Source organism: Zhengella sedimenti, from assembly GCF_046506625.1.
GTDB classification, from domain to species: domain Bacteria; phylum Pseudomonadota; class Alphaproteobacteria; order Rhizobiales; family Rhizobiaceae; genus Zhengella; species Zhengella sedimenti.
The window spans coordinates 461,207-487,125 of record NZ_JBKFFP010000001.1; the positions used below are offsets into that span (position 1 = coordinate 461,207).

Genomic DNA, 25,919 nt, shown 5'->3' on the forward strand with positions numbered 1-25,919 from the left:
AAAGGCGGTGTCGTGATGCCTATTGATCGTAGCCACCTGAAAACCGCTATCGCGGCGATACTCGATGCCCTCGCGGTCGAACACCCGCTTGGCCATCAGGACGCTTATGCGCAGCGCTATATCCTGACCACCCGCAGCGGCAAGCGCGTCGAACTGATGTTCGAGCAAAGCCCGAAGACACCCGCCAACCTGTGGACCGAGAACCGTATCGCCGGGCCGCTGGCGACAAGCGGGATCAAGCAACGCCCGTCCCCTGGTTCGGCCCTTTATGCCACGCCCGGGAAGTCCGGTGCCCCGCAATATGGCCGCCACAGCGCGCTGGAAAAGATGCCCGATCTCGGCATGGCCGACCTTGTCTGCCTGCAGCCCGAGACGCTGGCAGAGGCGGGTGAAATCATAGACCGGCTATTGGCGGCGTAGCGATGGAGTATTTCCGTCAACGGTATCACGAGTTCCTCAACGAAAACGGCCCAGTCGAGATCGCGGGCTTCACATGGGAAAGCACCGAAGTCTTCCGCAACATGGCCCCGCATGACTACGAGGCCACATTCACCGCCTTTGTGCAGAACCAGATACAGGCAGCGAAAGACCGTGCGCGGGACTTTCTGGAAGAAACCCAGTGCCTTGACCGTTTCCGATCCCTGACCGCCCGCAAACAGAACGGCAACGTACTGCCCTTTGTCGGCGCGGGCATGTCCATTGCCAGCGGCTATCGGCCTTGGGGTGCGTTCCTGCTGTCCCTCCTCGCCGACGCCCAGCAGATCAGGGCCGATGTCGAGGCGATGCTTGGCCGCGGTGAATATGAAGAGGCCGCACAGCTTGTTCATGACACACTAGGGCCGGGTGTGCTTGCCGAAGAAATCAACATAAAGCTTGGTCAGCACCTCCCCAACGCCGCTGGCCCTGTCTGCCTTTTGCCCCGGCTCTTTCAGAACGAAGTACTGACAACCAACTTCGACTATGTGCTGACCCACATTTACGCAGCAGCGCAGCGGCCTTTCGTAAACGAGTTTTGCGGTTCGCGCCTTAGGGACGCGCGCCAAAGGCTTGGCAACAATCCCCACTGCCTTTTGCGCCTACACGGCGAGGCCGACACCCATGACGGACGAGTCTTGACCCGCGCCGAGTATGAGGCCGCATATAACGGCGACGTGACCTTGACCAACATCCTTGGCGCGCTGATCGGCACCCGCAGCCTTTTGTTCATGGGATCAAGCCTGCAATCGGACCGCACCTATTCTGCACTCTGCGACATCCGCGCCCAGAATGGCGAGGGTGCAGTTCGCCACTATGCGTTCCTTCCCCTGCCAGAAGGGAACGAACGCGCTGCTCGTCGGATCTTTCTTGCCGAAGCTGAAATCCATCCGATTTACTATCCGTCGGATGACCACGACCAATGTATCGAAGACTTGTTGATTACGCTGATGGAGGGCGGGCTTGATGAATGAGCAGAGCATCATTTCCGACGACATGACCCTGAAACGGCTCTTTCAGGATTTCTACCGCGTTCCGGACTACCAGCGCGAATATGTCTGGGGGGAAACGAACCCGAAAGGCGAAGGCGGAGAAGAGGTCGACCAGTTCCTGACCGACATCTTCGCCGAATACGAAAACGCAACCAAAGAATCCGCTCCCGAATATTTCATCGGCACCATCGTTGTCTGTGTCGGAAAAGACGACGTTTTCGAGCTGATTGACGGCCAGCAGCGGACAACAACGGCTTATCTGACCCTGTGCGCGCTGCGGGATGCGCTTGTTGAACTGGGTCAATCACTCCCGGAAGAGCTGAAGGGGCAGATCGCGTCAAGCACCGTCGACTGGCAAGGCGAGAGCATCGCGCGCTATCGGCTAGAGCTTCAGTATGAGGACTCAGGCGGCGTGCTCGTCCAATACGCCGAAGGCAACGGCACCACAGCCAACAAGCAACTGACGCGATCAATCCGTAATATCGGCAACGCCTATTTGACGATCCGGGAGTTCATCGCCGCCACCTTGGAGAATGACCCCGCCACCATCCGCCGCTTCCATGGCTACCTGACGAACAAGGTCAAGATCATCCGTATCCAAACGCCCACCATTGCGAAGGCCCTGAAGATTTTCGAGACGATCAACGACCGGGGTGTCGGCCTGGACGCGATGGACCTGCTGAAGAACCTGCTCTTCATGAACGCGAAAGAGGCCGAGTATTCGAAGCTCAAGGATGTCTGGAAACAGCTAACGGATGAAATCTACGCTGCGAACGAGAAGCCGTTGCGGTTCCTGCGCTACTACCTGCTGGCCACCTTCGATGTCGACAGCAAGTTGCGCGAAGAACTGATCTATGACTGGTTCCAGAAGAACGAGAAGCTGACCAAGCACGCAACGGAGCCATTGAAGTTCGCGCAGCGCCTGCTTGAAGCGGCCAAAGCCTATCGGCGTTTCGCCAATGGAATGAATGCGTCTGGCGGTGCTGAGCGAGGTTTGGCGAACACAAGGACACTCGGCGGCAAATCGATCAAGCAGCACTTCATCATCCTAATGGCCGGGCGACACCTCAACCCGACCAATTTCACAACGCTCTGCAACGAGATCGAAAAAACGATGTTCGTTTGGCTCATAAGTGGGACGCCAGGCAAAGAGTACGAGCGTCGAATTGTCGATGCCGCGCATGAGCTTCGGACGGTAACGGATGCCAATTTTGGCGATTTTATTCAGCATCACTTCAAGAAGGAACGAACCGCCCTGGCCAACGCATTCCGGCAAAAGTTGCTGTCGTTGCGGGTTGGAGACACGAGGCAATTCCGGTTGCGTTACTTTTTGGCGAAGCTAACTCAACACATTGACCTACTCGCCTATGGTCCAAGCCAAGGTCGGGACAATCTGGACGACTATGTTTCTGGTGGGAATGACATCGAACACATCCTGCCCGACAAAGGTGATGCAGAAGCAGTTGCCGAATTTGGGGAAGGCGGAGATGATCAAGAGGTCATTCAGCAGCTTGGAAATCTCTTGCTGATTGAGAAGTCCATCAACAGGGCGATCCGGAACGCAAGATACTCGGTGAAAATCCGGACCTACCCCCAATCGAAGTATCTGATGACAAGGTGTCAAGCTGACAAGGCAAGCGGGCAAGTGGGGGTTGCCGACAAGATCACCAAAGCTGTTGAGGAACTTGAGGTTTTCCCCATCTGGAACAAGACCGCAGTCGAGCAGCGTCAGGTGTTCTTTGCACGTTTAGCGTCAAAAGTGTGGGATACGTCCGACGAAAAGACGGTTTCGCAGGCATGATGGGTTTCTCCGAAGACACCGTCGAACTGGCAGGCATCGAGACGCTGAAATCCCTTGGCTGGCTCTATCTGCATGGCAGCGTGATCGCGCCGGACGGCGCGTCGCCGCAGCGCCCCTCCTACTCCGACCCGGTTCTGGTGAAACGGCTGGAAACATGGGTGGCACGAATCAACCAGCACATCCCTGACGAGGTACGGGCCGAAGCGATCCGGCAGGTACTGGTGAGCCAGACGAATGACGCAGTCGAGGAAAACCGGCGCATTCATTCTCTGATAACCGAGGGGGTGACAGTCGAATACAGGGCAGGCGACAGAATCGTCGGTGAAAAGGTCTGGCTTATCGACTTTGAGAACGTGGACGCCAACGATTGGCTGGTCGTCAACCAGTTCACCCTGATTGAAGGGCACAAGAACCGCCGCCCGGACCTCGTCCTGTTTGTCAACGGTCTGCCTCTGGCTGTCTTGGAACTGAAGAACCCCGGAGCCGAAAACGCGACGCTGTCCGCCGCTTTCAACCAGATCGAAACCTACAAACGCGACATCCCTTCGCTGTTTCGCACCAATGCCGTGCTCGCAACGTCGGACGGGATCAAGGCGCGTATCGGTTCGCTGACCGCACAGGAAGAACGCTACATGCCGTGGCGCACCGTGGAAGGCGACGACTATGCACCACCCGGCACCCCGGAACTCGACACACTGCTGCAAGGCGTCTTCGAGCGCCGTCGATTCCTGAAACTCATACGGGATTTCACCGTCTTCGGGGATCGTGGAGACGGCCCTTTCAAGATCATCGCGGGTTATCACCAGTTCCACGGTGCGCAGAAGGCCATACGGGAAGCGGTTGACGCCTCCAGGCCGGACGGCGACCGCAAGATTGGCGTGATCTGGCACACGCAAGGCTCGGGAAAAAGCTTCCTCATGGCGTTTTTCGCCGGCCTTGCTGTGCGTTCTGTCGAGTTGCAGAACCCGACACTGGTCATCCTGACGGACCGGAACGATCTCGACGACCAGCTCTTCGGAACCTTCAATCTGTGCCGCGACCTTATCCGCCAGAAACCTGAGCAGGCCGAAAACCGTGACGACCTGAAGCGTCTTTTGGAACGGTCAGCCGGTGGCGTGATCTTCACGACCGTTCAGAAGTTTCTTCCCGCAGGCTCGGAAGAGAACTTCCCGCTTCTGACTGACCGGCGGAACGTGATCGTCATCGCTGACGAAGCACATCGCACCCAGTACGGATTGGACGCAAAGCTCGACACGAAGACCGGCATCCGGCGCTATGGCTACGCGCACTACATCCGCCAAGCCTTGCCGAACGCGTCCTTCATCGGGTTCACGGGCACCCCTGTTGAAGGTGCGGATCGCAATACGCCCGCAATTTTCGGGGATTATATAGATATTTATGACATCTCCCGCGCGGTTGAAGATGGAGCGACCGTTCCGATCTACTATGAAAGCCGCTTGGCGCGCATCGAACTGGACGAAGACGAAAAGCCCAAGATCGACGCCGAAGTCGAAGCGCTGGTTGAAGATGACACGCTGACGGAAGCCGAGAAATTCAAGGCCAGGTGGGCGACCGTCGAGGCCCTTGTCGGCGCAGAGAAGCGCCTTAGCCTTGTCGCTGCTGATCTGGTTGAACACCTCGAAGCGCGCCTGAAGGCTTTGGACGGGAAGGCCATGGCGGTTTGCATGAGCCGTCGCATTTGCGTTGAGCTGTATGATGAAATCATCAAGCTGCGCCCGGAATGGCATTCCGAAGATGATGCCACAGGTGCCGTGAAAATCGTCATGACGGGAGCCGCATCTGACCCCCTGGACTGGCAGCAGCATATTGGTAACAAACGTAGGCGCGACCTTATTGCGAAGCGCGCCCGCGACCCGAACGATCCGCTTAAGCTAGTGATCGTCCGCGACATGTGGCTGACGGGCTTTGACGCCCCATCCATGAACACGATGTACGTGGATAAGCCGATGCGAGGTCATGGTCTGATGCAAGCGATTGCACGCGTCAACCGTGTATTTCGAGACAAGCCCGGCGGCCTGATCGTAGACTACATCGGAATCCTTCAGAACCTAAAGAACGCCCTCAAGGACTACAGTCCGAACGATCAAGAAAAAACTGGTATCCCAGAAGACGAAGCTGTCGCAGTCATGCTTGAGGCGTTCCAGCGGGTGAAGGCGGTTTTTCATGGACATGATTATGTCGGTGGCTTGGTGGGCACGCCTCAAGCGCGGCTTCAGGCGCTTGCCGCTGCAATTGACTGGGTGCTCAAATGGCAAGAGACAGAGGCGGGAAAGGCATCGAACGATAACGCCCGTAGACAGGCGCATCGTGCCTATCAGGATTTGGTGCTTTCCCTGACCAAAGCCTACGCTTTGGCTTCCGCCAGCGATGAAGCCGCAGAAATCCGCGATGAAGTCGGTTTCTTTCAGACCATACGCGCCGCCATCGCAAAATCGACGGCCAAAGGGCCTATCTTGGGAAAAGATCGCACTTTCGCAGTTCAGCAACTGATCGACCGGGCGGTTGGTTCGACGGAAATTATCGATGTTTTGCAGGCTGCCGGTATTGAAAGCCCGGACATCTCGATCCTGTCGGATGATTTCTTGGCGGAAATCCAAGGGATGGAACGCAAGAATCTAGCCTTGGAGGCTTTGAGAAAGCTCCTGAACGGCGAAATCAAGAGCCGCCTTCAAACCAACGTTGTTGAAAGCCGCGCATTCTCGAAACGATTGGAAGAGGCTGTCGCCCGTTACCACTCAAACGCCATATCTGCGGTAGAGATGATCAATGAATTGATCGCGCTGGCAAAAGACTTGCAAGCAGCACGTAAGCGCGGTGAAGAGACGGGGCTTTCTGGCGAGGAAGTCGCGTTCTACGATGCCTTGGCCCAAAATGAGAGCGCAATCGAGGTTCTGGGCGATGACAAGCTGCGGCTGATCGCGCATGAGCTATTAGAGCAACTGAGGCAGAACGCGACGGTAGACTGGCACAAGCGCGAGAGCGCCCGAGCTAGGATGCGTGTGCTGGTTAAGCGTGTCCTGAAGAAGTACGGCTACCCCCCCGACCTTTCGGAAGAGGCGGTGAAGTTGGTTCTGGAACAGGCTGAGGCCCTTTTGAGGAACGCAATAGGGTAGCGTTGGTGGTTACTATGTGGTTCCTTTTCGGAATAAGCCACCTTCGAATTATTCGTAAATCTATGATTTTATTGGCGCACCCGACAGGATTCGAACCTGTGACCTCTGCCTTCGGAGGGCAGCACTCTATCCAGCTGAGCTACGGGTGCCCGGCAGGCGAACCGCCTGCGGCGAAGGTTCTTCTAACCCAAGCATCCGCCCGCATCAATCATGAAAACACACAAGCAGCCTTCTCGCGCAGGATCGGCGACAAGGCAGGGCGGCCCTGTCCGGGTGGCCCGCCGCGCCAGCGTCAGAGCCGGCGCAGTGCCACTTCCTGGATCAGGTGGTCGGCGCCCTTGCGCAGGATGAGGTCGGCGCGCGGTCTTGTCGGCAGGATGTTCTCGCGCAGGTTCTTCGCATTGATGTTGGCCCACAGCCCTTCGGCGATCGCACGCGCCGCGTCGGCGGGCAATTGCGAATAGCGGTGAAAGAAGGACTGCGGATTGGTGAAGGCTGTCTGCCGCAGGCGCATGAAGCGGTCGACATACCAGGCGTGGATCAGGTCCTCGTCGGCATCGATATAGATCGAGAAATCGAAGAAATCGGAGACGAAGGGCACGGCCTTGCCGTCCTGGGGCAGGTCGCGCACCTGCAACACGTTGATGCCCTCGAAGATGAGAATGTCCGGCCGGTGGACGATCTGCTCCTCGCCCTCCAGGACGTCATAGGTCAGGTGCGAATAAAGCGGCGCCTTGACGTTGGACCGGCCCGACTTGATGTCGGACAGGAAGCGCAACAGCGCGCCGACATCATAGCTTTCGGGAAAGCCCTTGCGGTCCATCAGGTTCTGGCGGCGCAATTCCGCATTGGGCAGCAGGAAGCCGTCCGTCGTGACCAGATCGACCTTCGGGCTCGACGGCCAGCGGCGCAACAACTCCTTCAGGATACGCGCGGTGGTCGACTTTCCGACCGCCACCGAGCCGGCAATGCCGATGATGAACGGCGTCTTGACCGCGTCATCGACATTCAGGAACTGCTTGCGCTGGCGGAACAGGAGCTGGCTGGCCTCGACATGGGAGGAAAGCAGCCGCGACAGGGCAAGATAGATGCGGCGTACCTCGTTGAGGTCCACCGGATCGTTCATCGAGCGCAGCCGCTCGACCTCGTCGGCCGTCAGCGTCAGCGGCGTGTCCGCGCGAAATTCCGCCCAGCTTTCAGCGGAAAAAAAGCGGTAGGGCGAGTAGATCTCGGAAGCGTTGAGCTGGTCCATCGATCGGTTCCGTCACTTGCCCGCCAGACAGCGTCCGGCCGTTACTGCCCCTTGCGGGACGCCTTTTCGTCAATTCCCGACCGGCCTGTCCGGCTTTCCAGCTCGGCCATGACCTCGTCCAGGGAAATGCCGGCCAGTGCCAGCACGACGAGCCAATGATAGAGAAGATCGGCGCTTTCGGAAATCAGACCTTCGCGATCCCCGCCCACCGCGGCGATCACCGACTCGACAGCTTCCTCCCCCAGCTTCTGGGCTGCCTTCGGCATCCCCCTGGCGAACAGCTTCGCCGTCCAGGAATTCGAATCGCCGGACCGGGCGCGTTCGGCGACGATCCGCTCCAGGTCGGCAAGCGTGAAAGTGGTCAACGGGGTTTCCTCGCGCTCAGTCATGGGGATCGAGCCGCATCGGCAAGCCGGCATCGGCCATGTAGGCCTTGGCCTCACCGATGGTGTAGGTGCCGAAATGAAAGATGGAGGCGGCAAGCACCGCCGTGGCATGGCCGTCGCGGATGCCCTCGACCATGTGATCGAGATTGCCCACGCCACCCGAGGCGATGACAGGGACATGGACGGCGTCGGCCACGGTGCGCGTCAGCGCGATGTCATAGCCGGCCTTCGTGCCGTCGCGGTCCATGGACGTCAGCAGGATCTCGCCCGCGCCCTTTTCGACGACAAGCCGTGCGAACTCGACGGCATCGATGCCGGTCGGCGTGCGCCCGCCATGGGTGAAGATTTCCCAGCGGTCCGTCTCACCCTCGCCTGACACCTTCTTGGCGTCGATGGCGACGACAATGCACTGGTCGCCGAACTTGCCGGCGGCTTCCGCCACGAAGTCCGGGTTGTTCACGGCAGCGGTATTGATCGAGACCTTGTCTGCGCCTGCCAGCAAGAGCTTGCGGATATCGGCCACGGCCCGCACGCCGCCGCCCACGGTCAGCGGCATGAAGCACTGTTCGGCCGTTCGCGCCACCACGTCGAAGATCGTGTCACGGTTCTCGTGGCTGGCGGTAATATCCAGGAAGGTCAGTTCGTCGGCGCCGGCCGCGTCATAGGCCTTGGCCGCCTCCACCGGATCGCCCGCATCGATCAGGTCGACGAAGTTGACGCCCTTGACGACGCGGCCATCTTTCACGTCCAGGCAGGGAATGACACGGGCCTTCAGCATGGGATGGCCGCCTTTCCTGTTCCGCGCGTCCTCGCGGCCCTGCCGCTGCGGGCGCGCGGGCGATCTTTCACATCCAGACAGGGTATGACACGGGCCTTCAGCATGGCACACCTGTTTCCCTACGGCAGCGGGGGGACATGACCAAAACGGGATTCACCGCCGTTCCTCCGGATCCTCGAAGGATGCCGCTTCCACCGTGACCGTTCCCCGGAGCACGCCAAGCGCTTCCGCCGGATCGATGCGGCCGTCATAAAGCGCCCGGCCGGAGATCGCCCCTTCAAGGCGCGCCGCATCGGGCATGGTCATGCGCACGATATCGGCAATGGAGGCAAGGCCGCCCGACGCGATCACCGGAATGGAAACCGCATTGGCCAGATCGATGGTCGATTCCCAGTTGATGCCGGCCAGAACGCCGTCACGGTCGATGTCGGTGTAGATGATGGCGGCGACGCCCGCGCCCTCGAACTTCCTTGCCAGTTCCACGACGCCAAGCGACGAGGCTTCCGACCAGCCCTCGACCGCCACCTTGCCGCCCTTGGCGTCGATGCCGACGGCAACCCTGCCCGGAAACAGCCGGCAGGCCTCCCGCACCAGGTCCGGATCGCGCACCGCCACCGTGCCCAGGATGACGCGCGCCAGACCCTTTTCCAGCCAGGCCTCGATCTGGGCGAGCGTGCGGATGCCGCCGCCAAGCTGGACCGGGTTCTTCGTCGCGGCGAGGATCTTCTCCACCGCCGCGCCGTTCACGCTCTGCCCGGCAAAGGCGCCGTTCAGGTCGACGACGTGCAGCCATTCGAAACCGGCGTCCTCGAAGGCCTTCGCCTGTGCGCCGGGATCGTCGTTGTAGACCGTCGCGGTATCCATCTCGCCCAGCTTGAGGCGCACGCATTGGCCATCCTTCAGGTCGATGGCGGGGAAGAGTATCCTAGACACGGCAAATGCCCTTTCCGGTTTGCGCGTCCTCGCGGCCCTGCCGCTGCGGGCGGCGCGGGGTGCCATCCTTCAGGTCGATGGCAGTGGAGAGCGTATCTGGCATCGTTTTCACCTGGCCCCTCAGGGCTTCCACTTGAGGAAATTGGCGATCAGCGCAAGACCCAGTTTCTGGCTCTTTTCCGGGTGGAACTGGGTCCCGGCCCGGTTTTCACGGGCGACGGCGGCGGTCACCTCGCCGCCATAGTCGGTGACGGCAACCACATCGTCCGGGTTTTCCGCATCGAGGAAATAGGAATGGACGAAATACGCATGCAGCCCGTCCTCTCCCGTGTGAATGCCGTCGAACAGCGGGTGGGAATGTTTCACGTGAATCGTGTTCCATCCGATCTGCGGGATCTTCAGCGCCGGATCGGCAGGCGTCATCAGGCGCACATCGCCGCTGATCCAGTCGAAGCCGTCCGTGACCGTCTTTTCGAGCCCGCGCGTCGACATGAGCTGCATGCCGACACAAATGCCGAGAAACGGCCGTCCGGCGCCGACACCCTCGTCTATGGCCGCATGCATGCCGGGAACCGCATCCAGTCCGGCCTTGCAATCGGCATAGGCGCCGACGCCCGGCAGGACGATGCGGTCGGCCTTGCGCACCCGGTCCGCATCCGCCGTCAGGTCGATCTGCGCGGCGATCCCGGCCTCTCGCGCCGCGCGTTCGAAGGCCTTGGTGGCCGAGCGCAGATTGCCCGAGCCGTAATCGATGATGGCGACGCGCATCAGCGTGCTCCCGGATAGTCGATCAGGCCCAGCCCTTCGGCGGACGCCGAAGGCCTGCCATGGGCCGCCCGCAACGGGAGGGGCGGCGGAGCGGCCGGCGACATGCGATCAGGGGTTTCGCCCCTGAACCAGCGCTGTTCGGCATCGCGCCAACCGGCGGCCTCCACCACACCGGCAGCACGCCAGCCACGCCGTTCCAGACTGGCGACCAGCAGGCCGCTGGCCTCGAGGCCGGCGTAGAGCGAGACAAGGAAGGACAGGACCACGGCGGCGGCGGCATAGCCCGCCACCTCGCCCAGCGCGCCCGCGCCCATGAGAAGGGCAAGCGAGACAAGGGCCTCGACCCAGAGGCGGTACCAGGCGAACCAGAGCGGCGGCACGATGAAGGCGGGGAAGGAAAAGCCGTCGCGCACGAGGCGGGCCTGTTCGTCGCGCCCGGCCGCCGGAGGTGTCATCACAACATAGGTGGCCATCGGCTCAGCCCTTCAGCGATCCCTTGGTCGACGGGACGGCATCGCCCTGGCGCGGGTCGATCTCCAGCGCCGTTCGCAAAACCCGGGCGACCGCCTTGAAACAGGTCTCGGCGATGTGGTGATTGTTGGCGCCGTATTCGTTGCGCACATGCAGGGTGATGCCGGCATGCTGGGAAAAGGCCTGGAAGAATTCGCGCACCAGTTCGGTGTCGAAGGTGCCGATCTTCGGCGCGGAAAATTCCACGTCCCAGACCAGGAAGGGACGGCCCGAGACGTCAATGCCGGCCGTCGTCATGGTCTCGTCCATGACGAGGTTCAACGATGCGTAGCGGGTGATGCCGCGCCGTTCGCCAAGCGCTTTCGCCAGCGCCTGCCCGAGCGCGATGCCGGTATCCTCCACCGTGTGGTGGTCATCGATATGCAGGTCGCCATCGGCGCGCACGGTCATGTCGACCAGGGAGTGACGCGACAATTGCTCCAGCATGTGGTCGAAGAAGCCGACACCGGTCCTGATGTCGTGCCTGCCGGTACCGTCGATGGCGACGGAAACCTCGATCGCGGTCTCGTTGGTCTTGCGCGAAACGCTGGCGCTGCGGGCGGTCATGGCAGGTGTTCCCGTTGAACTGGTGCCCGCCTTCTAGCAGCAGGCGGACGGATTGGAAAGTTGCTTGCCGGTGCCGGACCACGGGCTTCGCCGGATGGCCGGTTTGCAATCACGCAGCCGTTGCATACATAGACGTTTCAGACAATCCGCGCCGGACAGGCGCGGCAGCCAAACGGAGTTCCAGCCCATGGGCGAGAAGAGCATGCACGCCACGACGATCGTCACCGTGCGCAAGGGCGGCAAGGTGGTCATTGCCGGCGACGGGCAGGTGTCGCTCGGCCAGACCGTGATGAAGGGCAATGCGCGCAAGGTGCGCCGGATCGGCAAGGACCAGGACGTGATCTGCGGTTTTGCCGGGGCAACGGCCGATGCCTTCACCCTGCTGGAACGGCTCGAGGCAAAGCTCGAACAGTATCCCGGCCAGCTCATGAGGGCCTGCGTGGAACTGGCCAAGGACTGGCGAACCGACAAGTATCTGCGGCAACTGGAAGCGATGATGCTGGTGGCCAACCGCGATGTCAGCCTCGCGGTGACCGGCAATGGCGACGTGCTGGAACCGGAACTGGGCGTGATGGCCATCGGTTCGGGCGGCAACTATGCCCTGGCCGCGGCGCGCGCCCTTTACGACGTGGAAGAGGACGCCGAGGAAATCGCCCGCAAGGCAATGCAGATCGCCGCCGATATCTGCGTCTATACCAATCACAACGTGATCGTGGAGACGCTCGGAACGGGCGAGGCCCGGTAGTTCGCCCTCGCTGCCGGCCCCATGGTGGCCGGAAGAAAAAGGAAAACGGACCTGATTTCCCTGGAGACCCTCGATCGCGCGGTGGAGCGCGGCATTCTCTCGCCTTCGCAGCGCGATGCCGTCGTTGCGCTTGAGACCATGCCGCCGCTTCCTGCAGAAACAACGGCCGATGAGAACCTGCGCCTGATCGGCGGTGGCAACGACCTGTTCGTGACGGTCGGGATCGGCATGCTCTTCGCCGGGCTCGTTTTCTCTCTGCAGGCGGTGCCGGGTGTCGACCGCCTTGCCGGCGCGCTGATCCTTGCAGCCGCGATCTGGGGCGTGGCGGAGTTCGTGACACGGCAGAAACGGATGCGGTTGGCCAGCACGGTGCTGGGTCTCGGGTTTGCGGCTTGCGTTGCCATGGTTCTTGGCGATTTCGCGGCGTCCCGGACAGGGCTGGATCAGACTGACGGCAGCCTGCTGGCCCTGTTTGCGCTTCGCAGCCAGGCAGGATGGCTCGGCAGCCTGGCAGCGGGCGGCATCGCGGCCGCGGCGGCCGTCTATTTCTGGCGCTTCCGCGTCCCTGTCATGGCCGCCGTCATCGCGCTTGCCATGACGGCCATGGCCTTTCTCTGGACCGCGCTCTTTTTCTATGACGGTGTGACGAGCGGACAGGTTGCCCTGCCGGCGGCCGAGCAGCTTCCCCTTGTCATGGAGCGGGCCCTGCTGATGCCGCTTGCCTGCGGCGTGATCGTCTTCCTCGTGGCTGTCGCGCTCGACCTGCATGACCGCGAACGGCGTACCGTCTGGTCCGATTGCGCCTTCTGGCTGCATGTCGTCTCGGCGCCCATGCTGGTGCACCCGCTGTTCATCCTCGCCACCGGCCAGGCAACGTCCGTCGGCGACATCGAGCCCGGCGCGGGCGCCGCCGTCTCGCTCGCCCTGCTCATCGCCGGTTTCGTCTACGTGGCGCTCGCCATCGACCGGCGTTCGCTGCTGGTGCCGACCTTCGCCTATTTCGGTTCGCTCGGCGTCTATTACCTGTTCGACCGGACCGCGAATGCGACCGGCATCCCGCCCTTCGCGCTGATCCTGCTGATGATCGGCGCCCTGGTGATCATGTTCGGCGCCGGATGGCAGCGCATTCGCGGCTTGACCGTGGGATCGACGCTTCCCACATCGGTGCTGGCGAAACTTCCTCCCATCAAAGTGTAGGCCATGACCAATTATTCCCCCCGCGAGATCGTCTCGGAACTCGACCGCTACATCATCGGCCAAAAGGAGGCCAAGCGGGCGGTCGCCATCGCGCTGCGCAACCGCTGGCGGCGCCAGCAGCTGGAAAGCCCGATGCGCGAGGAGGTCAGCCCGAAGAACATCCTGATGATCGGGCCGACCGGCGTCGGCAAGACGGAAATCTCCCGGCGGCTGGCAAAGCTGGCCGGCGCGCCCTTCATCAAGGTGGAGGCGACCAAGTTCACCGAGGTCGGCTATGTGGGCCGCGACGTGGAACAGATCGTGCGCGACCTGGTGGAAGCGGCCATCGCGCTGGTGCGCGACCGCAAGCGCGCGGAAGTGAAGGCCAAGGCCGAACTCAACGCCGAGGAACGCGTGCTCGATGCCCTTGTCGGCAAGACAGCGAGCCCGGCGACGCGCGATTCCTTCCGGCGAAAGCTGCGCAACAACGAACTCAACGACAAGGAGATCGAGGTCGAGGTCGCCGACACGGGCATGCCCGGCGGTTTTGAAATCCCCGGCATGCCGGGGGGCAATATCGGCGTTCTCAACATCAACGACTTGCTCGGCAAGGCCATGGGGGGACGCACCAAGACGCGCCGCACCACGGTGGCCGAAAGCTACGGTTTCCTCGTCAACGACGAATCCGACAAGCTGCTCGACATGGACCAGGTGACACAGGAAGCGCTCGTCTCGGCGGAAAACGACGGCATCGTGTTCCTCGACGAGATCGACAAGATCGCCGCGCGCGAAGGCGGTCATGGCGCCGGCGTCTCCCGCGAGGGCGTGCAGCGCGACCTGCTTCCCCTTATCGAGGGCACGACCGTGGCCACCAAATACGGACCCGTGAAGACCGACCACATCCTGTTCATCGCGTCGGGCGCCTTCCATGTCTCCAAACCGTCCGACCTGCTGCCCGAACTTCAGGGGCGCCTGCCGATCCGGGTTGAACTCAGGGCCCTGGAGAAGGAGGACTTCCGCCGCATCCTGACGGAGACCGAGGCCAGCCTCATCAAGCAGTACACCGCGCTGATGGGCACCGAGGGCGTCAACCTGACCTTCACCGAAGACGCCATCGATGCGCTGGCCGGTATCGCCGTGGATCTCAACGCCACGGTGGAGAACATCGGCGCGCGGCGCCTGCAGACGGTCATGGAGCGGGTGCTGGACGAGATCTCCTATACCGCGCCGGACCGCGACGGTGACGACATGGTCATCGACGCGCCCTATGTTCATGCCAATGTCGGCGATCTGGCCAAGAACACCGACCTGTCGCGCTATATCCTGTAACCGGAGACACACAGTAGCGCCGGTTTGCTCCTGACGCGCCTTATTGCGTATCGACTTGCCCGGCGGTAGCGACTATTTGAACCCCTGTTTTTCCCAGGACGCCGACCAGCAACCATGCACCGCCTGACCGTTCCCGCCATCAGCCTGATCTGCGCCCTTCTGGCGGCGGCTCCGGCCATGGCGGTGACGACCGTGCCGGCCGGAAACCGGCATACGGAGCAGCCCGCGATCCCGGGCGCGTCCGCAAAGCGCACCCTCGCGCTCAAGACGACATTCGAGGGGAAATACCGCAAGGTCTACGACCTGCTGGCGTCCGACGCGTCCCTGCGCGACAAGATCCGCGAGGAAGCCGAGGCCTACGCCATCGACCCGATGCATATCGTCGGCGCCATCGTCGGCGAGCATACCTACAACGTCGATGCCTATGACCGGCTCCAGAGCTACTATATAAAGGCTCTGGCCTATGTGAACACGCGCTTCGGCTTCGAGCACAATGGCGAAAGTGTCGGGGACTTCATCCAGCGTCCGGAATTCGAGCGTTGCACCGGCATGACCGGCAGCTATGACCAGTGGACCTGCCGGGAAACGGTCTGGAACACCATGTTCCGGGGACGGACCGTTGATGGCGAGGCCTGGCCGGACGACCGGTTTTCCGCTGTCTTCTTCCAGCCTTTCTATGCCGGCCAGACATTCGGCCTGGGCCAACTGAACCCGCTGACAGCGCTGGAAATGAGCGACATGGTGCACGAGGTCTCGGGCTATCCCCGTCTCGACCACCGCAATCCGCAGGCGGTATACCGCACGATCATGGATCCCGACATGACGCTTGCCTATGTGGCGGCGGTCATCGCGAAGTCGATCGATGCCTACCGGACAATCGCCGGTTTCGACATCTCCGGCAATCCGGGCATTACCGCCACGCTTTACAATCTGGGGAACCCGGAAGAACGGGCCGAAATGCTGAAGGCCGAAAACGGCAAGCGACTCGCGGAAGGCAAGGCGCCGCGCATGCCGGAGGAGAACTATTACGGCTGGCTGGTCAACGACAAGCTTGCCGAACTGAAAGCCCTGTTCGAGTAAGGCGTTTCGCTGCAGTTCGCAGCCCGAAACGGGAACCGGTTCCAGCCGGAATCACTTCGCGCGATCCTGCTCCGCGCGCACAAGCGCATCGAGCATGCGGTCCAGGGCCTCCAGACCATCATCGTCGAGTCGGCCGATATCGCGCGCCAGGCGATTGGCGAAGCCGGTGGCGGCCGGTGTCAGGCCGGCCGTGTCGATGGTCACCCTTGGATCGGAGATGCCCGCCAGTTCGGCGAATTCGTCGGCCTCGTCCCAGATCACGTTGAAATAGCCGATGATCCGTTGCAACAGGGCCCAGGTCGGCTGGCCCCGACGGCCATGCTCGAGCGCGGACAGATAAGCCGGGGAAACGCCGATCGCCTCGGCCATCTGCCGCTGCGTCACGCCCCGTTCGGCCCGCATGTCCCTGAGTTTCCTGCCGAAAGGTGTCATCCTCCCCTCCCAGGTTTGCGCCGAATGCGGATGTAAAGCGCGCCCTCGCCCCCGTGCCGGCGCGACGCGACATCATGGCCGCTGACAAGCGCCCGGAACGGGGGCGTCGCAAGCCATGCCGGCACGGAACGGGCAAGGACACCCTCCGAGCCGTAGGACGCGCCCTTTCCGGTGATCACGAGCACATGGCGAAGGCCGCGCGCGTGGGCATGGGCGAGGAATGAAAGCAGCATGGCGTGGGCCTCCGCCTGGAAAAGGCCATGCAGGTCGATACGTGCGTCGATGGGGATGCGCCCCTTCTCCAGCTTGCGGCGCTGCGGCCGGTCGAAAGCGGGCGGCTGCGGCGGATTGTGGGTGGCTGGGGGCGGATGCTGCCGGAAGGTTTCGGCCTGCCGGACGATCCGCGGCGTTCTGTCATCCTCCCGTGGCGGTTCAGGGAGCCAGTCGTCCTGCACCGCCTTGTCCTTCAGCGGCGTGGTCGAACGCGCGACCTTTCCCCAGAGGATGCGCTCCTCCGCATCGAGCTTGCGTTCACGGCCGGTCATGACGGCATGGCTCCGGGTTCCAGCCCGCGCGGCAGGAGAAACCAGAAGGCCGCAGGCGCCTTGACCGCGCCTGCAGTCTCGCCTGCCCTCGCGCCGGTTCCGGCAAAGAGGTCCGCCCGCGCCGGGCCGACGATGGCGGAGCCGGTATCCTGCCCGATCATCAGCCGGGAGAAAGGGGCGCCGAAATCCGTCATGGACGGCGCATGGATCCAGACGGGCGTTCCGAAACAGTGCAGCTTGCGGTCCAGCGCCACAGAGCGGCCAGGCGTGAGTTGCACGTGGCCCGCGGCCACGGGGCCGAGATCCGGTTCGCCGGAAGGGTTTTCGCGGAAGAAGATGAAGGAACGGTTGGACCAGACGAGCGCATCGCGCCGGTCGGGGTTGCGCTTCAGCCAGTCGCGGATCGCCTGCATCGAGACCGTCGCGGCATCCAGTTCCCCGTCCTCGACCAGCTTGCGGCCGATCGAGGAAAAGGGATGGCCGGATTTGGCGGCAAAGCCGACGCGCATCGCCGTGCCATCGGTCATCGACAGGCGCGCGGAACCCTGGACTTGGATGAAGAACACATCGTCCGGATCGTCCAGGCAGGCGATCTCAAGGCCGCGCCCGGCAAGTGCTCCGGTCTCCACGGCCTGGCGGTCTGGATGCTCGACCAGCCCCGTCGGGGTCTGCCTTGCCCATTCGAATGCGGGATCGAGGCCCGGCGGACGGTCGCCCGGCGGGATCTTCACCAGATCGGCGGGCTGACGGTACAAGGGAAAGCGGAAACGACCGGTGGGTTGGCGTGAAGCTTCCGCTTCCGGCTCGTAATAGGCCGTGACGAAACCCTTGCTGCCGTCAGCGGGACAGAGCCAGGCATCAAAACGGGTTTCAAAAAACGCCCGTGCCGTTGCCCGGTCGGGATGGTCCATCGACCGGGCGGCCTCGAATGCGGGCCGGAGGGATTCGAACGTCACCCCGAGCGCGCCGTCTTTCCACGAGCGCCGCGCCGCCTCGACGGCGGACCGGCGAAAGGCGGCAAAGGCAGCGGCATGGTCGTCGCCTGTCCATCCCGGAATGGCCTGGAAACCGGCCGGCAGGAAAACAGGCGCGTCGGTCATGCCGTCATCCCCACAGGGCGGGTGTCATTCCTCTTCGGTCGCGACGAGCTTCCAGTTGGGATCGCGCGACCGCAGGTCCCGGGCGAAGGTCCAGATATCGGTGCCCTCGGTGACCGATTCCGGATCGCCGTCGACGACCTCGCCATTGGCGCCAATGGTCGCCGAAATCATCTCGGAGACAATGCGCAGCGTGACAAGCGCGTCGTTGCCGCGCATCTCGGCATTGGTGATTTCGGCCTTCGAAATGCCCACGAACGAGGAGCGCATGCTCTCGCCAGCCTTCTCTCGCGCCTTGATCGCCTGGTCGAAGCCTTCGAACACATCGCGCGACAGCAGATTGCGCAAGGTCTTGCGATCACCTTCGGCATAGGCCGTGACGATCATTTCATAGGCCATCTTGGCGCCTTCGACGAAGCCCTTGGGGTCGAAGTTGGGATCGGCATCGCGAATCTGCCGCAGCGTCCTGTTGAGCGGCGTACCCTTCTCGGCGACCACATCGACGGGTGCGTAGAACTCGTCGGCCGCGTCGCCGTCGCCCTTCTTCCTGCGGGGCGGCAACGCGACGACATTGTCGTCGGCCTGAGGCTTGTTTTCCAGCCGCCCTTCCGTGTAGGGGTCGAAGGGCGGACGTTCGTTGCCCGTGCGCCGGCCAAGCACGGAACGAAGCTGGTAGATGATGACCACTGCCGTGACCAGGAAGAATATCGTTCCGAAATCGAGATACTGCATCGTGCCTGCCATCATGGCCGGCCTTCCGGCCGGGAACGTTTCAAAAGCGACTAGGCCTCATATAGAACGCCGGTGCCACGCATTCAAATGCGTTGTCGGCCTTCCTATATTCAAGCCTACAGTATTGCACATCCGAACCGATCCGGTCATCTCCGAGAGAAAGGCGCCACGCGGCCCATGCCCTTCAGTCTCATCCCGTTCCTTCTCCTGGTCATTCCGCTCGCCGAAATCGCCGCCTTCGTGGTGATCGGCGGCCAGATCGGTGTCGTCGCCACGCTGGCAATGATCGTCGTCACGGCTGTGATCGGCTCCATCCTGCTGCGCATCCAGGGGTTCTCGCTGATCACCCGCATCCAGGCGGAAACCGATGCGGGCCGCGTTCCGGGCCGCGAACTCGTCCATGGCGTCATGATCCTCGTCGCCGGCGTGCTGCTGCTCACGCCCGGCTTCATTACCGACACGATGGGATTCCTGCTCTTCATCCCGGCCTTGCGCGATCTCGGCTGGCGATTCTTGCGCAACCGCATCACCGTTGTCAGCGCCGGCGGGTTCACGGCGCGCGAAACATGGCGCCGCGAGGATGGCCGCACGATCGACCTAGGCGAAGACGAGTACCGGAAGGACGACGAAAACAGGCGCCGCCACCCGGACTGACCTGGCCGCCACGGCGGTTTCACTTGTCATGCACGAACGGCCATGATAGCCAGCCAGCGATTTTTCCCTGCAGGACACCCGCCTGCCGCACGCCGGTGCAATCTTGAAAAGGAACCGTAGGATGAGCGACACCCAATCCGCAGCGCCAGGCAATGGACAGAACCAGCAGCAGCCGGTCCTCAACGTCCTGGCCCAGTACATCAAGGATCTCTCCTTCGAGAACCCGAACGCGCCGCGTTCCCTGCAGAACCAGGGCAGCAAGAGCCCGGGCATCAACATCAATGTCAACGTCAACGCCAATCCGCTCTCGGAACAGGAATTCGACGTGGTGCTGACGCTCAACACCAAGGCCGAACTTGAAGGCAAGACGCTTTTCAATGTGGAACTCGTCTATGGCGGCATCTTCCGCGTCGCAGGGTTCCCCCAGGAGCACATGCTGCCGATCCTTTTCATCGAATGCCCGCGCCTGCTGTTCCCCTTCGCGCGGCAGATCATTTCGGACGCCACGCGCAATGGCGGTTTCCCGCCGCTGATGCTCGAGCCGATCGATTTCGCGGCGATGTTCCAGCAGCGCATGGCGGAGGAGCGCAACCGGACCGAAAGCGCCAATCCGAGCTGACAGCCCGACGTTTCACGTGAATCATCGAAGACCCGGCGTTCGCGCGCCGGGTTTTTTCATGGCCGTCTCACTGGCCGGTTGCGGCTGAGCCGAAACCGAGTTTCGCCCAGAGCGACTTCTCGCCAAGCCTTTCGACCAGACGAAGATGCGCGGCGGCTTCCGCTTCCGACAACCGTTGCGGCAGCGGTTCGGGCCGCTGCGGCAGAACGACGGTGACGCCTTGCGCGCTGTCCTCGTCCCCGCCACCGTGATCCTCGTTCAACCGGAGCGCCGCCTGCTTTCCGCCTGCCAGTTCGATATAGACCTCGGCCAGCAGTTCGGAATCCAGCAGGGCTCCATGCTTGGTGCGGTGGGAGTTGTCGATGCCGTAGCGGCGGCAGAGCGCGTCCAGCGAGTTCGGCCCCATGGGATGCTTGCGCCGGGCGATGGCGAGCGTATCGATCACGAGGCCCGGATCGAAGGGCGGCAGGGAGAGCCGCGCCAGTTCCGCGTTGATGAAACCCATGTCGAAACCGGCGTTGTGGGCAACCAGCTTCGCGCCGGAGAAGAAGGCGAGGAACTCTTCGGCTATCTCGGAAAAGACCGGCTTGCCGGCCAGATCCTGGTTCGCGATGCCGTGCACGGCATAGGCTTCGGGATGAACGTCCCTGCCCTCCGGGTTGATATAGACGTGAAAGGTACGGCCTGTCGGAAAACGGTCCACCAGTTCCACGCCGCCGATCTCGATGACGCGATCGGCCTGGTTGTCGAGCCCCGTGGTTTCGGTGTCGAAGATGATCTCGCGCATGGGTCCGCCTCCCGGCCGGTGATTCGCTTCACCGACCATCTTCGGAGCGGCTGGCCCGAACGCAAGGCTCGCGTGACCGCTGGAAGGGTCAATCCACCGCAGGTTCGCTGAGCGCGGCGATGACATCCGCGACCTGGGCGCGTGCGGCGTCCAGCCCGTGGCCGGTGTCAATGACAAAATCGGCACGCGCACGCTTTTCGTCATCGGGCACCTGGCGGGCCAGGATGGCCTCGAACTTCGCCTCGCTCATGCCCGGGCGCTCCAGCACGCGCTCGCGCTGGACCGCGGCATCGGCCGAAACGACGACCACGGCATCGACCCGGTCCTGTCCGCCGGTTTCGAACAACAGGGGGATATCGAGGACGGCGAAGGGCGCACCGGCTTCCCTTGCCTTGTCCAGAAAGGCGCGTTCCTCTTCCCTGACGAGGGGATGAACGATGGTCTCAAGTTTCTTCATGGCCTCGCCATTGCCAATCACGGCCTTGCCTAGCCGGTCCCGGTCGACGACCCCGTCGACAACGGTGCCGGGAAAGGCGGCTTCGACCAGAGGCGCGGCGCGGCCGGCATAAAGCCGGTGCACGGCCGCATCCGCATCATGCACCGGGATGCCCGCTTCGGCGAACATGGCCGCTGTCGTGCTCTTCCCCATCCCTATGGAACCTGTCAATCCGACGATTCTCATGCGTCCTCCGTCACGCCCATGGTCTCAAGGACAGTCCGCCGCAATTCGCCGGTCACTTCCGGGCGCTGCCCGAACCACAGTTCGAAACCGGGCACGGCCTGGTGCAGCAACATGCCAAGCCCGTCCACGGTGGCCAGTCCGCGTTCCCTTGCCGCGGCAAGGAATGGTGTCAGCAAGGGCGTGTAGACGATATCCGTGGCGACGGCGTGTTCCGGCACCATGGAGAAATCGAAGACGTGCCCGGTGGTTCCCTCCATGCCGAGGGTGGTGGTGTTGACGACAAGCGCGGCGCCTTCGAGTTCGCGCGCCATGTCCCCGAAACCGGCCGCGGAGACCCGTGGTCCGAAATGCCCGGCCAGTTCCTCTGCCCGGTTCAGGGTCCGGTTGACGAGGGCGATCCGGTCGAACCCACGCTGGAGCAGCGTGTCGACAATGGCGCGCGCCGCGCCGCCAGCGCCGATGACTGTCGCCTTTCCGCCCCGGTCCCAACCGGGCGAACGCTGGTCGAGACTAGCCGAGAAGCCGTAGCCGTCGGTATTGTCTCCCCATGTCTCTCCGTCACGGATCCAGACCGTGTTGACGGCTCCGATCCTGCGCGCGGTCTCCGTCAGATTTGCCACCGCGCGGAAGACATCCTCCTTGTGCGGCACCGTCACATTGCACCCGGCGAGACCGGATTCCGGCAATCGGGCGATGAAGCCTGCGGCCTGCCCCGCCGGCACATGGATGGCGTCATATCGGCCGTCGATCCCCATCTGCCGCAGCCAGTAGCCATGAATGACCGGTGAGCGCGAGTGCTTGATCGGGTCACCAATGACGCCGGCCCTGACAGTCCGATCACCCATCGATCGCCCCCATGACGCGCAATTGCTGAAGCAGCGGAAGGAGAGGCAATCCCATGATGGTGAAGGTGTCTCCTTCGATACGCTCGAAAAGCTGGATCCCGACCCCTTCGATCTGGTAGGCGCCCACGCTCGACAGCACGGAATCGCCGGCAGCTGAAAGATGGCGGCCGACAAAGCCGGGATCAAGGTCCCGCATGGTGAGGCTCGCCACCGATACATGCCGCCAGACCGTCTCGCCGCCGCTGGCCAGAACGACGGCCGCATTGAGATGATGCGTCTTGCCGGCGAGCAGCAAAAGACGCTTGCGCGCCTCTTCCATCGTTTCGACCTTGTGCAGCACGTCATCCCCCAGCGACAGGGTCTGGTCAGATCCGATGACGATGCAATCGGGATGCCGGCCGGACACTTCAAGTGCCTTCGCCTCGGCAAGGACAAGGGCGATGTCCTCCGGCGAGGCGCCTGTCTCGGCAAGCGGCGCCTCCACTGCCCTTTCATCGATTCCGGCTGGGATGGCCTTGAATGAAATGCCGGCGTTTTCCAGCAGTTGCCGGCGAAAGGGGCTTGCGGAAGCCAGGATCAGGTCAGGTGGCATGGGGTCTTGGTAATCCTCTGCGGTGGGTGCGGCTCAGCCCGGATGGCGCGCCTTGTTGTACAATGCGAGAATGGCGGCGGCGGTTTCCTCGATGGAACGCCGCGTGACATCGATCATCGGCCATCCATGGCGGCTGAGCAAATGCCGGGCGTAGGTCAGTTCCGCGGCAATGGTCGCCCGGTCGGCATAAGAACCCTGGTTGTAGGCCATTGAAGAACCGAGCACCCTGTTTTCGCGCACCTGCGATATGCGTTCGGCCGAGGCGACAAGGCCGACAATGAGGGGCCGCGTCGCGTGGACCAGCGTTTCGGGAAGGGGAACGTTCTGGACGATCGGGATATTGGCGGTCTTGATTCCCCTGTTGGCCAGATAGATCGAGGTTGGTGTCTTGGAGGTGCGCGAGATGCCCAGCAGAACCACATCCGCCTCGTCGAGATCGTGGGTCAACTGGCCGTCGTCATGCTCCATGGTGAAATTCAACGCGTCGATGCGGCGGAAATATTCCGCGTCGAGCACGTGCTGGGCGCCGACCCGCCGCGCCGTCGGGGCTCCAAGATAGGACTGGAAGACGGAAAGGACCGGTTCGAGCACCGAGACGCAGGGCAGGCCCATCGCCGCGCATCCCTTGTCGATCTGGGCTGCAAGCTCCTGGTCGACAACCGTGTAGAGGACGATTCCAGGTTCCGCGTCGATCTCCTCGAGAACCCGCTCGATCTGCCTTGGCGTGCGTATCAGGGGATAGATGTGCTCTATGGCGCGCGCATTCTTGTATTGCGCGGACGCGGCCCTTCCCGCTGCCAGCAGCGTTTCGCCCGTCGCATCGGAAATCAGATGAAGGTGGAAATAGCTCTGCGGTTTGTTCACCGGTTATCCGCCTGCCTGTCAATTCGTGTGGACAAGTGTGACCACCGCCAGACTGCCTCTTCGCGGTGTTGAAAACCAGCCGGTTTTTCCACAGCGGCGATGGCTCTGGACAGGAAATCCACGATCTGGAAAAAACTGTGAGAGGAAGCGGCATGCTCCGGTTTCCTCACAGGGAGGGTTTCAATTGCTTTTCAATGAGAGCCTTGAATTTGCGCGTGATTTCGTGCTTTTCCAAGAAATTGTCCCCATGTGGGTAAATGCACAGCGGTGTTCGCCGAGGCCCGGAATCCGCCATCGCTTTGTGGACAATGAACAATTCACGATTCTGACAGAGTCATAGAAACAAAAGACTCTAAGATAGAATCTCTTTTATAGGATTCCGCCATCAAGGGATCCGGCGAGGAACGGGACGAATGACGCGAAACGTGATTGAAGTACTCAAGGGAGCACGGCGTTTTCCGCCTCCCGTCTGGATGATGCGGCAAGCCGGCCGGTATCTGCCGGAATACCGCGAGACCCGGAAACGGGCCGGTAGCTTCCTGGACCTGTGCTACTCCCCGGACCTTGCCGTCGAGGTCACGCTGCAACCGATCCGGCGATTCGGTTTTGACGCGTCGATCCTGTTTTCCGACATCCTGGTCGTACCTCACGCGCTTGGCCGTGATCTCGATTTCGTGGAAGGCCGCGGACCCGTGATGACGCCGATTACAGCAGCGGAGGTGGCACGCCTGGACGACAAGGGATTTCATGAACACCTCGCGCCGGTCTACGAGACCGTGACGAGGCTTCGCAAGGAATTGCCGAACGAAACAACCCTGCTCGGGTTCTGTGGCGCGCCCTGGACCGTCGCCACCTACATGATCGCTGGCCACGGGACACCCGACCAGGCGCCAGGACGGCTGTTCGCGTTTCAGGAAGAAAAGGCCATGGCGGGGCTGCTCGCGATACTCGCGGACCTGTCGGCCGATTACCTGATCCGGCAGATCGAAAGCGGTGCCGACGCCGTTCAGATTTTCGACTCATGGTCCGGCGTGCTGGATGAGGCGGCATTCAAGGCGCTGTGTGTCGAGCCCGTTGCGCGGATGGTTTCGAGGGTCAAGGCGCGTTTTCCCGATGTGCCCGTGATCGGGTTCCCGAAAGGCGCTGGAGCTCTCTATGACAGCTATCGCGCGCAAACCGGCGTGAATGCCCTGGGACTGGACTGGACGGTTCCGTTGAGCCAGGCCAGGCGCCTGCAGGCCGGTGGTGCTGTCCAGGGCAATCTCGATCCGATGCGCCTCGTTGCCGGAGGACGTGCGCTGGACGAAGGCGTCGACCGGATTCTCCAGGCACTCGGCGACGGACCGCTGGTGTTCAATCTCGGTCACGGCATCACGCCGCAAACGCCGATCGAGAATGTCGAGCGGATGGTTGCACGCGTCCGTCAGGCCGGGTGGGCCTGATGGCGGCGGAGACGCGGCAGGACATGGAATCCAGCGGCCGCAAGGCCGCCAGGAGAGCCCTCGTGGCCATCGCGGTTTTCCTGGCGCTGACCGGATTGATCTTCCTGGTCGATCCGGGCGGGTTCTACCTGTGGGCCAAGGCGATCCATGTGATGGCGATCATCGCCTGGATGGCCGGAATGTTCTATCTGCCGCGGCTGTTCATCTATCACTGCGAGGCCGAACCGGGGTCCGAACAGTCGGAGACGTTCAAGGTGATGGAACGGCGTCTGCTGCGCGTCATCATGAATCCGGCGATGACGATTTCATGGGTCTTCGGCCTCTGGCTGGCCTGGGAAGGCGGCTGGCTGACGGACGGCTGGTTCCACGTCAAATTCGCCGCTGTCCTTGCCATGTCGGCGGCCCATGGCGACCTGGCCAAGGGCGTTCGCCTGTTCGCCGAGGATCGCAACATGCGCACGCAGCGCCAGTGGCGCATGATCAACGAGATCCCCACCGTCCTGATGATCGTGATCGTGGCTGTCGTGATCGTGAAGCCGGCGCTCTGGTAGGCGCCGGGCGCCGAGGGTCAGGCTTGCCAATCGACGGGTTCCGGTTTATGGAAAGGCTCCTTCCTTTCGACCGGTCGGTGGCAGTTCCCTGCCTTTTCCCATGTCACGCATGATTGATCCCGGTCAACATCCCCTCTTTCTGACGAGTCTCA

28 protein-coding genes and 1 tRNA gene are annotated in these 25,919 nt (G+C 62.3%); 12 read left to right on the forward strand and 17 right to left on the reverse strand.

Translation table 11 applies throughout. From position 1 onward, the window contains the following. Positions 1-12: 12 nt before the first annotated feature. The 4 genes from ACLB6G_RS02320 to ACLB6G_RS02335 are packed head-to-tail and all read left to right on the forward strand — an operon-like array spanning position 13 to position 6,401. Positions 13-420: a hypothetical protein gene (locus ACLB6G_RS02320; RefSeq protein ID WP_410354494.1), complete on the forward strand. Its 408-nt coding sequence runs from the start codon at positions 13-15 to the stop codon at positions 418-420. A 2-nt stretch (positions 421-422) separates the two neighbouring features. Then, complete coding sequence (locus ACLB6G_RS02325) at positions 423-1,448, forward strand: SIR2 family protein (RefSeq protein WP_410354495.1); 1,026 nt, start codon at positions 423-425, stop codon at positions 1,446-1,448. Continuing rightward, entirely contained in the window at positions 1,441-3,267 is a 1,827-nt protein-coding gene (locus tag ACLB6G_RS02330) for a DUF262 domain-containing protein (protein WP_410354496.1), read from the forward strand. The genes ACLB6G_RS02325 and ACLB6G_RS02330 overlap by 8 nt, the downstream gene beginning before the upstream one ends. Then, on the forward strand, positions 3,264-6,401 hold the full coding sequence (locus ACLB6G_RS02335; protein ID WP_410354497.1) for a type I restriction endonuclease subunit R: 3,138 nt from the start codon (positions 3,264-3,266) through the stop codon (positions 6,399-6,401). Before ACLB6G_RS02330 ends, ACLB6G_RS02335 begins: the two co-directional genes overlap by 4 nt. 72 nt (positions 6,402-6,473) lie before the next feature. Here the strand turns inward: ACLB6G_RS02335 and ACLB6G_RS02340 are convergent. From ACLB6G_RS02340 to hisB, 8 genes are all read right to left on the reverse strand, one after another. Next, a tRNA-Arg gene (locus ACLB6G_RS02340) sits at positions 6,474-6,550 on the reverse strand. Positions 6,551-6,693: 143 nt separating this feature from the next. Then, positions 6,694-7,653 carry a type I pantothenate kinase gene (gene coaA / locus ACLB6G_RS02345; RefSeq protein WP_410354498.1) on the reverse strand — a complete coding sequence of 320 codons (960 nt, stop codon included), beginning with the start codon at positions 7,651-7,653 and terminating at the stop codon, positions 6,694-6,696. 41 nt (positions 7,654-7,694) lie between these two features. Continuing rightward, positions 7,695-8,042 (reverse strand): phosphoribosyl-ATP diphosphatase, encoded by a 348-nt coding sequence (locus tag ACLB6G_RS02350; RefSeq protein ID WP_410354499.1) that lies wholly within the window; start codon positions 8,040-8,042, stop codon positions 7,695-7,697. Further along, positions 8,035-8,817 (reverse strand): imidazole glycerol phosphate synthase subunit HisF, encoded by a 783-nt coding sequence (gene hisF, locus ACLB6G_RS02355; protein WP_410354500.1) that lies wholly within the window; start codon positions 8,815-8,817, stop codon positions 8,035-8,037. The genes ACLB6G_RS02350 and hisF overlap by 8 nt, the downstream gene beginning before the upstream one ends. A 153-nt stretch (positions 8,818-8,970) precedes the next feature. Beyond that, on the reverse strand, positions 8,971-9,750 hold the full coding sequence (gene hisA, locus ACLB6G_RS02360) for a 1-(5-phosphoribosyl)-5-[(5-phosphoribosylamino)methylideneamino]imidazole-4-carboxamide isomerase (protein WP_410354501.1): 780 nt from the start codon (positions 9,748-9,750) through the stop codon (positions 8,971-8,973). Between the two features lie 120 nt (positions 9,751-9,870). Then, entirely contained in the window at positions 9,871-10,518 is a 648-nt protein-coding gene (gene hisH, locus ACLB6G_RS02365; RefSeq protein WP_410354502.1) for an imidazole glycerol phosphate synthase subunit HisH, read from the reverse strand. Next, a complete protein-coding gene (locus ACLB6G_RS02370) occupies positions 10,518-10,991 on the reverse strand; it encodes a DUF2628 domain-containing protein (RefSeq protein ID WP_410354503.1) in 474 nt (157 codons plus the stop codon). The genes hisH and ACLB6G_RS02370 overlap by 1 nt, the downstream gene beginning before the upstream one ends. Positions 10,992-10,995: 4 nt before the next feature. Then, positions 10,996-11,595: an imidazoleglycerol-phosphate dehydratase HisB gene (hisB, locus tag ACLB6G_RS02375; RefSeq protein ID WP_410354504.1), complete on the reverse strand. Its 600-nt coding sequence runs from the start codon at positions 11,593-11,595 to the stop codon at positions 10,996-10,998. Between the two features lie 187 nt (positions 11,596-11,782). On the opposite strand from hisB, the gene hslV reads away from it, so the two are divergent. The 4 genes from hslV (at position 11,783) to ACLB6G_RS02395 (ending at position 15,925) form a co-directional block, all read left to right on the forward strand. Beyond that, positions 11,783-12,340, forward strand: a complete 558-nt coding sequence (hslV, locus tag ACLB6G_RS02380; RefSeq protein ID WP_410354505.1) for an ATP-dependent protease subunit HslV — start codon at positions 11,783-11,785, stop codon at positions 12,338-12,340. Between the two features lie 21 nt (positions 12,341-12,361). Beyond that, complete coding sequence (locus ACLB6G_RS02385) at positions 12,362-13,537, forward strand: hypothetical protein (protein ID WP_410354506.1); 1,176 nt, start codon at positions 12,362-12,364, stop codon at positions 13,535-13,537. Positions 13,538-13,540: 3 nt separating this feature from the next. After that, positions 13,541-14,845: an ATP-dependent protease ATPase subunit HslU gene (gene hslU, locus ACLB6G_RS02390; protein ID WP_410354507.1), complete on the forward strand. Its 1,305-nt coding sequence runs from the start codon at positions 13,541-13,543 to the stop codon at positions 14,843-14,845. Positions 14,846-14,959: 114 nt separating this feature from the next. After that, positions 14,960-15,925, forward strand: coding sequence for a DUF1402 family protein (locus ACLB6G_RS02395; RefSeq protein ID WP_410354508.1), 966 nt, complete (start codon positions 14,960-14,962; stop codon positions 15,923-15,925). A gap of 51 nt (positions 15,926-15,976) precedes the next feature. Here ACLB6G_RS02395 and ACLB6G_RS02400 read toward each other — a convergent pair whose 3' ends face one another. From ACLB6G_RS02400 to ACLB6G_RS02415, 4 genes are read right to left on the reverse strand one after another with little or no spacing between them, the layout of a single operon-like run. Next, positions 15,977-16,357 carry a helix-turn-helix domain-containing protein gene (locus tag ACLB6G_RS02400; RefSeq protein ID WP_410354509.1) on the reverse strand — a complete coding sequence of 127 codons (381 nt, stop codon included), beginning with the start codon at positions 16,355-16,357 and terminating at the stop codon, positions 15,977-15,979. Then, entirely contained in the window at positions 16,354-16,902 is a 549-nt protein-coding gene (locus tag ACLB6G_RS02405; protein WP_410354510.1) for a Smr/MutS family protein, read from the reverse strand. Before ACLB6G_RS02405 ends, ACLB6G_RS02400 begins: the two co-directional genes overlap by 4 nt. Further along, positions 16,899-18,002 (reverse strand): murein transglycosylase A, encoded by a 1,104-nt coding sequence (gene mltA, locus ACLB6G_RS02410; protein ID WP_410354511.1) that lies wholly within the window; start codon positions 18,000-18,002, stop codon positions 16,899-16,901. Before mltA ends, ACLB6G_RS02405 begins: the two co-directional genes overlap by 4 nt. Positions 18,003-18,026: 24 nt before the next feature. Further along, a complete protein-coding gene (locus ACLB6G_RS02415) occupies positions 18,027-18,731 on the reverse strand; it encodes a Tim44/TimA family putative adaptor protein (RefSeq protein ID WP_410355153.1) in 705 nt (234 codons plus the stop codon). A gap of 177 nt (positions 18,732-18,908) precedes the next feature. On the opposite strand from ACLB6G_RS02415, the gene ACLB6G_RS02420 reads away from it, so the two are divergent. Further along, a complete protein-coding gene (locus ACLB6G_RS02420) occupies positions 18,909-19,385 on the forward strand; it encodes an FxsA family protein (protein WP_410354512.1) in 477 nt (158 codons plus the stop codon). 121 nt (positions 19,386-19,506) lie between these two features. Then, complete coding sequence (gene secB / locus ACLB6G_RS02425) at positions 19,507-20,004, forward strand: protein-export chaperone SecB (RefSeq protein WP_410354513.1); 498 nt, start codon at positions 19,507-19,509, stop codon at positions 20,002-20,004. A 67-nt stretch (positions 20,005-20,071) separates the two neighbouring features. Here the strand turns inward: secB and dnaQ are convergent, their stop codons facing one another. The 5 genes from dnaQ to ACLB6G_RS02450 form a co-directional block, all read right to left on the reverse strand. Further along, on the reverse strand, positions 20,072-20,791 hold the full coding sequence (dnaQ, locus tag ACLB6G_RS02430; protein WP_410354514.1) for a DNA polymerase III subunit epsilon: 720 nt from the start codon (positions 20,789-20,791) through the stop codon (positions 20,072-20,074). 88 nt (positions 20,792-20,879) lie between these two features. After that, positions 20,880-21,473, reverse strand: a complete 594-nt coding sequence (gene coaE / locus ACLB6G_RS02435) for a dephospho-CoA kinase (protein WP_410354515.1) — start codon at positions 21,471-21,473, stop codon at positions 20,880-20,882. Beyond that, positions 21,470-22,318 carry a shikimate dehydrogenase gene (locus ACLB6G_RS02440; RefSeq protein WP_410354516.1) on the reverse strand — a complete coding sequence of 283 codons (849 nt, stop codon included), beginning with the start codon at positions 22,316-22,318 and terminating at the stop codon, positions 21,470-21,472. The genes coaE and ACLB6G_RS02440 overlap by 4 nt, the downstream gene beginning before the upstream one ends. Further along, the gene (locus ACLB6G_RS02445) at positions 22,311-22,910 is read right to left on the reverse strand and encodes a Maf-like protein (protein ID WP_410354517.1); all 600 of its coding nucleotides are present in this window, start codon (positions 22,908-22,910) and stop codon (positions 22,311-22,313) included. Before ACLB6G_RS02445 ends, ACLB6G_RS02440 begins: the two co-directional genes overlap by 8 nt. A 33-nt stretch (positions 22,911-22,943) precedes the next feature. Beyond that, positions 22,944-23,774, reverse strand: a complete 831-nt coding sequence (locus ACLB6G_RS02450; RefSeq protein WP_410354518.1) for a pyruvate, water dikinase regulatory protein — start codon at positions 23,772-23,774, stop codon at positions 22,944-22,946. 413 nt (positions 23,775-24,187) lie between these two features. Here ACLB6G_RS02450 and hemE point away from each other — a divergent pair, with 413 nt between their 5' ends. Next, entirely contained in the window at positions 24,188-25,216 is a 1,029-nt protein-coding gene (gene hemE / locus ACLB6G_RS02455) for a uroporphyrinogen decarboxylase (protein WP_410354519.1), read from the forward strand. Then, positions 25,216-25,767 carry a protoporphyrinogen oxidase HemJ gene (gene hemJ / locus ACLB6G_RS02460; RefSeq protein WP_410354520.1) on the forward strand — a complete coding sequence of 184 codons (552 nt, stop codon included), beginning with the start codon at positions 25,216-25,218 and terminating at the stop codon, positions 25,765-25,767. The genes hemE and hemJ overlap by 1 nt, the downstream gene beginning before the upstream one ends. The last annotated feature ends 152 nt before the right edge of the window (positions 25,768-25,919 follow it).